This window comes from Haladaptatus sp. (assembly GCF_049589095.1).
GTDB lineage: Archaea > Halobacteriota > Halobacteria > Halobacteriales > Haladaptataceae > Haladaptatus.
Window position 1 is genome coordinate 1 of sequence record NZ_JBAWAC010000159.1, and the last position, 5,869, is coordinate 5,869.

Below are 5,869 nucleotides of genomic sequence, written 5' to 3' on the forward strand. Positions count from 1 at the left end.
GTTTCGGCACAGGCGTCGATGAGTTCCTCGCGCAGGACCGGGTGTGTCACCGCTACCGAAGCGTCCGTGTCTTCGAGTTGGTAGGAGAGCTCTCGGGCCTTGTACTGCGGGTTGACGGGCGAAACGACGACGCCAGCACGAAACGCGCCGAGGAGGACGACGACGTACTCCGGACAGTTCGGCAGGTAGAGTAGGAGGCGGTCGCCGGGGTCGAACCCCCGCTCGTGGAGTCCTCCTGCGAACGCGGCCGCGCGTTCGTCGAGCGATTCGTACGATAGCTCACGACCGTCCATTTCGATGGCGACGGCATCGCCGCGACGGTCGGCGGTCGCTTCGAACAACCGGGCGACGTTACCGCCTTCGACCGACCGAAGGGCTACAGGTACGTCCATACCCTCTGTGCGACGGTATCACACATTGCTTTACCGGACGGCTATGTGTTGTCGATAGCAGTTACCGAACACAGACGAAATGCGGTGTACAGTTAACGATGGTCGGTGAACTGGCGTCCGAAACGTTCCGACAGGCATCGAGTACGATGATGTGACTGGGTAGCATACGCTCAGAACTCGCCCCGTCGAACTTCCACCAGTGTGATTTGATAGCGTGCGGAACATATCTGTTAACGAGAGATACGCTCTTTCCTAACGACGTTCATCATTAACTATGGTCGAAGCTACCATCGACGTGATCGACCGCGGGGGATTGGAATGTGACCTCAACTACCTCATCGAGGGGAACACGCTCGGGAGTCACGACGAGCCAAATCCGGACACCGACTACATCGAGATACCGGTGTTCAACCTCGTCATCGACCATCCCGAGGGGACCATCCTCTGGGATACGGGCAACCACGAGGACGCGCTCGACGGCCACTGGCCGGAGGGCTTGAAACAGGCGTTCTATCCCCACGACGTCCGCGAACACGACCTTCGGGACGACCTCGGGGACGCGGGATACGACATCGACGACATCGACTACGTGTTCCAAACGCACCTGCACCTCGACCACGCTGGCGGTCTCCATCACTTCGACGGGACGGACACGCCGGTGTTCGTCCACGAGGAGGAGTTGAAGTTCGCCTACTATAGCACGAAGACGGACGAGGGAAGCGGCGCGTACATCCTCGGCGATTTCGACCACGACCTCAACTGGCAGGTGATACACAAGGACCGTGAGACCCACTTCGAGGACGTCGAATTCGTCCACCTCCCCGGCCACACGCCGGGGTTGACGGGAACGGTCGTCCACCTCGAAAACGACGGGACCGTCGCGTTCGCGGGCGACGAAATCTACCAGACCGAAAACTACGAGAACGGGACGCCGCTGGGTGCCGGTCTGCTCTGGAGTCATCGCCACTGGTTCGACAGCCTCCAGAAACTCAAGGAGATAGAACGCAAACACGACGCAGAAGTCGTGTACGGCCACGACCCCGACCAGTACGAAACCATCAAAGGCGGGTGGTCCTGAGATGAGTTACGAGCGGTCGGTCTCCGCACCGTCCCACGAACTCTCGCCGGAAACGGTCTGGCACATCCAGATGCCACAGATTCGGTTCGGCAGGGACGCGACGGACGAACTCGCCTTCCAGTTGCGCGATTTGGGGGTTGACGAGGACGCCCACGGCCTCATCATCACCGACGAAACGCTCGCGGACATCGGCCACGTCGACCGCGTCGAGACGCACATCGACGACGCCGAACTCGCCGTCGATGTCTACGACGAATCGAACCGTGAGCCGTCCGTTTCGGACATCGAGGACTGTCTGAAGTTCGTCCGCGACGAGAAGGGCGAGGAGGGCTACGACTTCTACGTCGGTCTCGGCGGCGGCAGTTGTATGGACACCGCGAAGACGACCCGCGCGGTCATCGCCAACGGCGGCGGTCCGCTGGACTACATCGCCGCACCGACCGGCGAAGGGGAGGCGCTCACGGAATCCGGCCCGCCGCTCATCCTGATGCCGACGACGGCGGGAACTGGAGCGGAAATCTCGCCGGTCTCCATCCTCTCGGTGGAGGAAAAGGAGATCAAGGAGGGAATCTCCAGCAACCACGTCCGCGCCGACGCCGCGGTGCTCGACCCGACGCTCACGACCACGCTCCCGCCGGAATTGACGGCGAAGACGGCGATGGACGCGCTCGGGCACGCCATGGAGGGGTACACCACCCACGAGTTCGATTCTCTCCTCCGGCCGACCGACCCGGCAGAGCGTCCCGTCTACGCCGGACGGACGCCGCTCACCGAGATGTTCTCCGAGAAAGCCATCGACCTCCTGTCGAACAACGTCCGAAAGGCGGTCCACAACGGGGACAATCTCGACGCTCGGGCGAACATGCTACAGGGTGCGCTCTTCGGTGCCATCGCAGGGTTAACAGCGGGCGCGAGCCTCTGTCACGCGATGGCCTATCCGGTCGGAAACAAGTATCACACCTACCACGGCGAAACCATCGCGGTGTTGACCCCCGCGAGTACCATCGACTACAACTCGGCGAGCGACCCGAAACGCTTCGCCGCGCTCGCCCGCCGGTTCGGCGTCGATACCACGGGAATGACCCCCGGCGATGCCGCGGACGAGTTGAAAGCGGAGTACATTCAGCTTCAGCGCGATCTGAACGTCCTGCCGAGCGGACTCAACGAACTGGCCGGAATCACCGAGGACGACGTCGATTGGCTGGCGAAACAGACCGTCGACACGCAGGCGCGACTGCTCCGCTGTAACCCCCGTCCGGTGACCGAAGAGGACGTCCACGGTATCTTCGTGGACGCGCTGTACAACTGGGATTAGGGCTTCGCTTCGCGGAGGTCCGCCCGTCGAATCTTTCCCGTCGTCGTTTTCGGGAGTTCGTCGAGGAACGCGATTTCGCGCGGATATTCGTACTTCGCCAGCCGTTCTTTCACGTACGATTGGAGTTCGTCAACGAGCGCGTCGTCCGGGTCGTAGCCGTCCGCGAGGACGACGAACGCCTTCGGAATCTCCCCCCGTTCGTCGTCGGGGACGCCGACGACGGCCGAATCGGCCACGCCTTCGTGACCGGCGAGGCTTTCTTCGATCTCTTCCGGGCCGATGCGGTAGCCCGACGAGATGATGACGTCGTCCGTACGCGAGACGAACGTGATGTAGCCGTCCTCGTCGCGCTTTCCGAGGTCCTCGGTCAGAAGCCAGCCGTTCCGAACCTTTCGCTCGGTTTTCTCGGGACGGTTCAGATACTCCTTGAAACAGACGGGGTCGCCCTCGTACCGAACCGCTATCTCGCCGACTTCGCCGTCCTCGACCGTCGGTTCCGCCGTCTCGGGGTCCACGATTCGGACGTCGTGGCCGGGACCGCCGAGGCCCATCTTCCCCTCGCGGAACTCGGTGAGGGCGGTACAATCTCCGATGGTCAGGTTCGCCTCCGTCTGTCCGTACGCTTCGTGAACGGCCGCCCCGTCGAAGGTGGTCTCGCCCCACTCGACGATGCTCTGGCCGAGCGATTCGCCGCCGCTCGGGATGACGCGCACCGAATCGACGTCGTACCGGTCGGCGGGGGAATCGACGTTCATCATCATCCGAAGCGCGGTGGGCGGCGCGAAAAAGATTGAGACGCCGTAGCGTTCGACGGTTCGAAACGCCGCTTCGGGGTCGAACGGCCCGCCTTCGTAGGCGACGATGGGTCGGCCGTAGTACAACGCGGGGAAGACGATGTCGAACAGCGACGCGACCCACGCCCACTCGGAGGGCGTCCACGCCACGTCCGTCTCCCGGACGTCGAGGTTACAGAACGAGGTCAGGAACAGCGGGAGGTGGCCGAGGAGCATTCGATGGGCGTGGAGGACCCCTTTGGGATTACCCGTGGTCCCGCTCGTGTAGATGATGATGGCGTCGTCCTCGGCGTCGGTTTCGACGATATCGCGGTCCCGCGAGCACCGCTCCATCGCGTCCCAGATATCGGTTTCGTCGTCTTCTGGCTCGTCGACATCGACCGTGAGAACGGTTTCGAGCGTATCGAGGTCGTCGCGCACGGTCCGGAGGGTCTCAACGTTCGACTCGTCGACGATGCAAGCCACCGATTCGGAGTCGGCGAGTCGATACGAGAGGCCGTCGATTCCGAAGAGAGTGCTCAACGGAATCGAGACGGCTCCCAACTTCCACGCGGCGATGTGGGTGATGAGCGTTTCGGGCTTCTGCGGCGCGTTCACGCCGACCCGATCACCGCGACCGACGCCGTGGTCCGCGAGGTAGTTCGCGAGCCTGTTCGTCAGGTTTCTGAGTTCCCAAAACGTGTAGGTTCGTTCCCTCCCGTCCCCGTCCGTGGCGAAGAGGGCGACACGGCCTCGCTCGTCCGCCCACCTGTCGCAGACGTAGTCGGCCATGTTGAACGCAGAGGGAACCTCCCACTCGAAGGAGTCGTGTAGGTGGTCGTAGTCGTCCCACTCGTCCTCGTAGAAGTGGTACGCATCGAGCCGCTGGTTGTGACCCATGCTATATTCCACCACATCGTTCGTGATAATACTGTCCTCGGTTCGGGGAAGTGCGGGATCAGTTCGATCGAACGATCGATCGCTCGGAATGTCGATTCTTTGGCAGTGATAACCGGATCCCTCAGAAAAATAACGTGGATAAGTTCTGTTGTGATAATCCCAACCATCGATAAACGCTTTTGCGATGGCGCTACGTAGCACGGACAACGCATGAATTTGGTTCAGCACGTGGCGGACGCGGCGGCCGAACGCGGGGACGCACCGGCGATCGTCTACGAGGGACGGGAAACCTCCTACGAGGCGTTCTGGACGCGAACGGGGCAGTTCGCGGCCGGGCTTGCCGAGCGCGGAATCGGGAGCGACGACCGGGTTGCGATCTATCTCCCGAACCTGCCGCAGTTCGTCACCGCGTTTCACGGCACGCTCCGGGCAGGCGGCGCGGTCGTTCCGATGAACCCGCAGTACAAGCGCCGCGAACTCCGCCACCTCCTCGGGGACAGCGGCGCGAAAGCCGTCGTCACGCTTCCCGACCTCGTCCAACACGTCGATGCGGTTCGGGACGAAACCGACGTCGAAGCGGTCGTCACGGTCGGCGAGGATGCGGAAGGGGACGACGTCGTCCGCTTCGAGGAGTTCCTCGCCGACGGGACGCTCCCGGTCGTCGAACGTGCCGCCGACGACGTGGCTGTCCAACCGTACACCTCGGGGACGACCGGGACGCCGAAGGGCGTCCTGCTCACGCATCACAACCTCGCGTGGGACGCGCACGCGGCGACGAATCCCATTCCCGACGGAATCCGCCCGGACGACAAACATCTCGGCGTCCTCCCTCTGTTCCACATCTTCGGCATGACGGTGACGATGAACGCCACGCTGTTCGACGGCGGAAGCTACTATCCGCTCCCGACGTGGGACGCCGAGCGGACCGCCTCGTTGGTCGAATCGGAGATGCTGACGCTCAGTCACGCGGTGCCCGCGATGTACAACGACCTCGCGAACTTGCCCGAGGACGACGAATACGACCTCTCCTCGCTCAGGTTCGCGAACTCCGGCGGGAGCGCGTTGCCGAACGAAGTTCGGCGGGCGTTCGAGGAACGGTTCGACGTCGCACTGTACGAGGGGTACGGACTCACGGAAACCAGCCCCGTCACGCACGCGAACCACGTCGGCAGTCGGCGGCCCGGCAGTATCGGCCAACCGCTCGACGGCGTTTCGGCGCGTATCGTGGACGACGAGTTCGGAGAGCGCCCGCCGGTCGAACGCGGCCCGGTCGAGGAGGGGAGCGTGAACCTCGGCGAGATCACCGGCGAACTCGTCGTCTCCGGCCCGAACGTCATGAAGGAGTACTACGAGCGTCCCGAGGCGAACGCGGATGCGTTCACCGAAGCGGACGGAAAGCGGTGGTTCCACA

At 63.0% G+C, this 5,869-nt stretch carries 5 protein-coding genes; 3 read left to right on the top strand and 2 right to left on the bottom strand.

Annotated elements, in window-relative coordinates:
• A partial coding sequence (locus WBV42_RS05425) for an AMP-binding protein (RefSeq protein WP_423985122.1) occupies positions 1 to 392 on the bottom strand: 392 nt, incomplete at its 3' end.
• 274 nt (positions 393 to 666) lie between these two features.
• Here WBV42_RS05425 and WBV42_RS05430 point away from each other — a divergent pair.
• Positions 667 to 1,470, top strand: coding sequence for an N-acyl homoserine lactonase family protein (locus tag WBV42_RS05430; RefSeq protein WP_423985123.1), 804 nt, complete (start codon positions 667 to 669; stop codon positions 1,468 to 1,470).
• A gap of 1 nt (position 1,471) precedes the next feature.
• Positions 1,472 to 2,785 (top strand): hydroxyacid-oxoacid transhydrogenase, encoded by a 1,314-nt coding sequence (locus WBV42_RS05435; protein ID WP_423985124.1) that lies wholly within the window; start codon positions 1,472 to 1,474, stop codon positions 2,783 to 2,785.
• Here the strand turns inward: WBV42_RS05435 and WBV42_RS05440 are convergent.
• Positions 2,782 to 4,458: an acyl-CoA synthetase gene (locus tag WBV42_RS05440; RefSeq protein WP_423985125.1), complete on the bottom strand. Its 1,677-nt coding sequence runs from the start codon at positions 4,456 to 4,458 to the stop codon at positions 2,782 to 2,784. The genes WBV42_RS05435 and WBV42_RS05440 overlap by 4 nt on opposite strands.
• A 210-nt stretch (positions 4,459 to 4,668) precedes the next feature.
• Between WBV42_RS05440 and WBV42_RS05445 the strand changes: the two genes are divergently transcribed.
• Positions 4,669 to 5,869 (top strand): AMP-binding protein (locus tag WBV42_RS05445; RefSeq protein WP_423985126.1); only part of this gene is annotated, 1,201 nt, incomplete at its 3' end.

What these genes read in the sequence shown, in the direction of transcription:
- WBV42_RS05430 (WP_423985123.1), top strand. Translation starts at nt 667, where the DNA reads ATGGTCGAAGCTACCATCGACGTGATCGACCGCGGGGGATTGGAATGT.
- WBV42_RS05435 (WP_423985124.1), top strand. Translation starts at nt 1,472, where the DNA reads ATGAGTTACGAGCGGTCGGTCTCCGCACCGTCCCACGAACTCTCGCCG.
- WBV42_RS05440 (WP_423985125.1), bottom strand. Translation starts at nt 4,458, where the DNA reads ATGGGTCACAACCAGCGGCTCGATGCGTACCACTTCTACGAGGACGAG.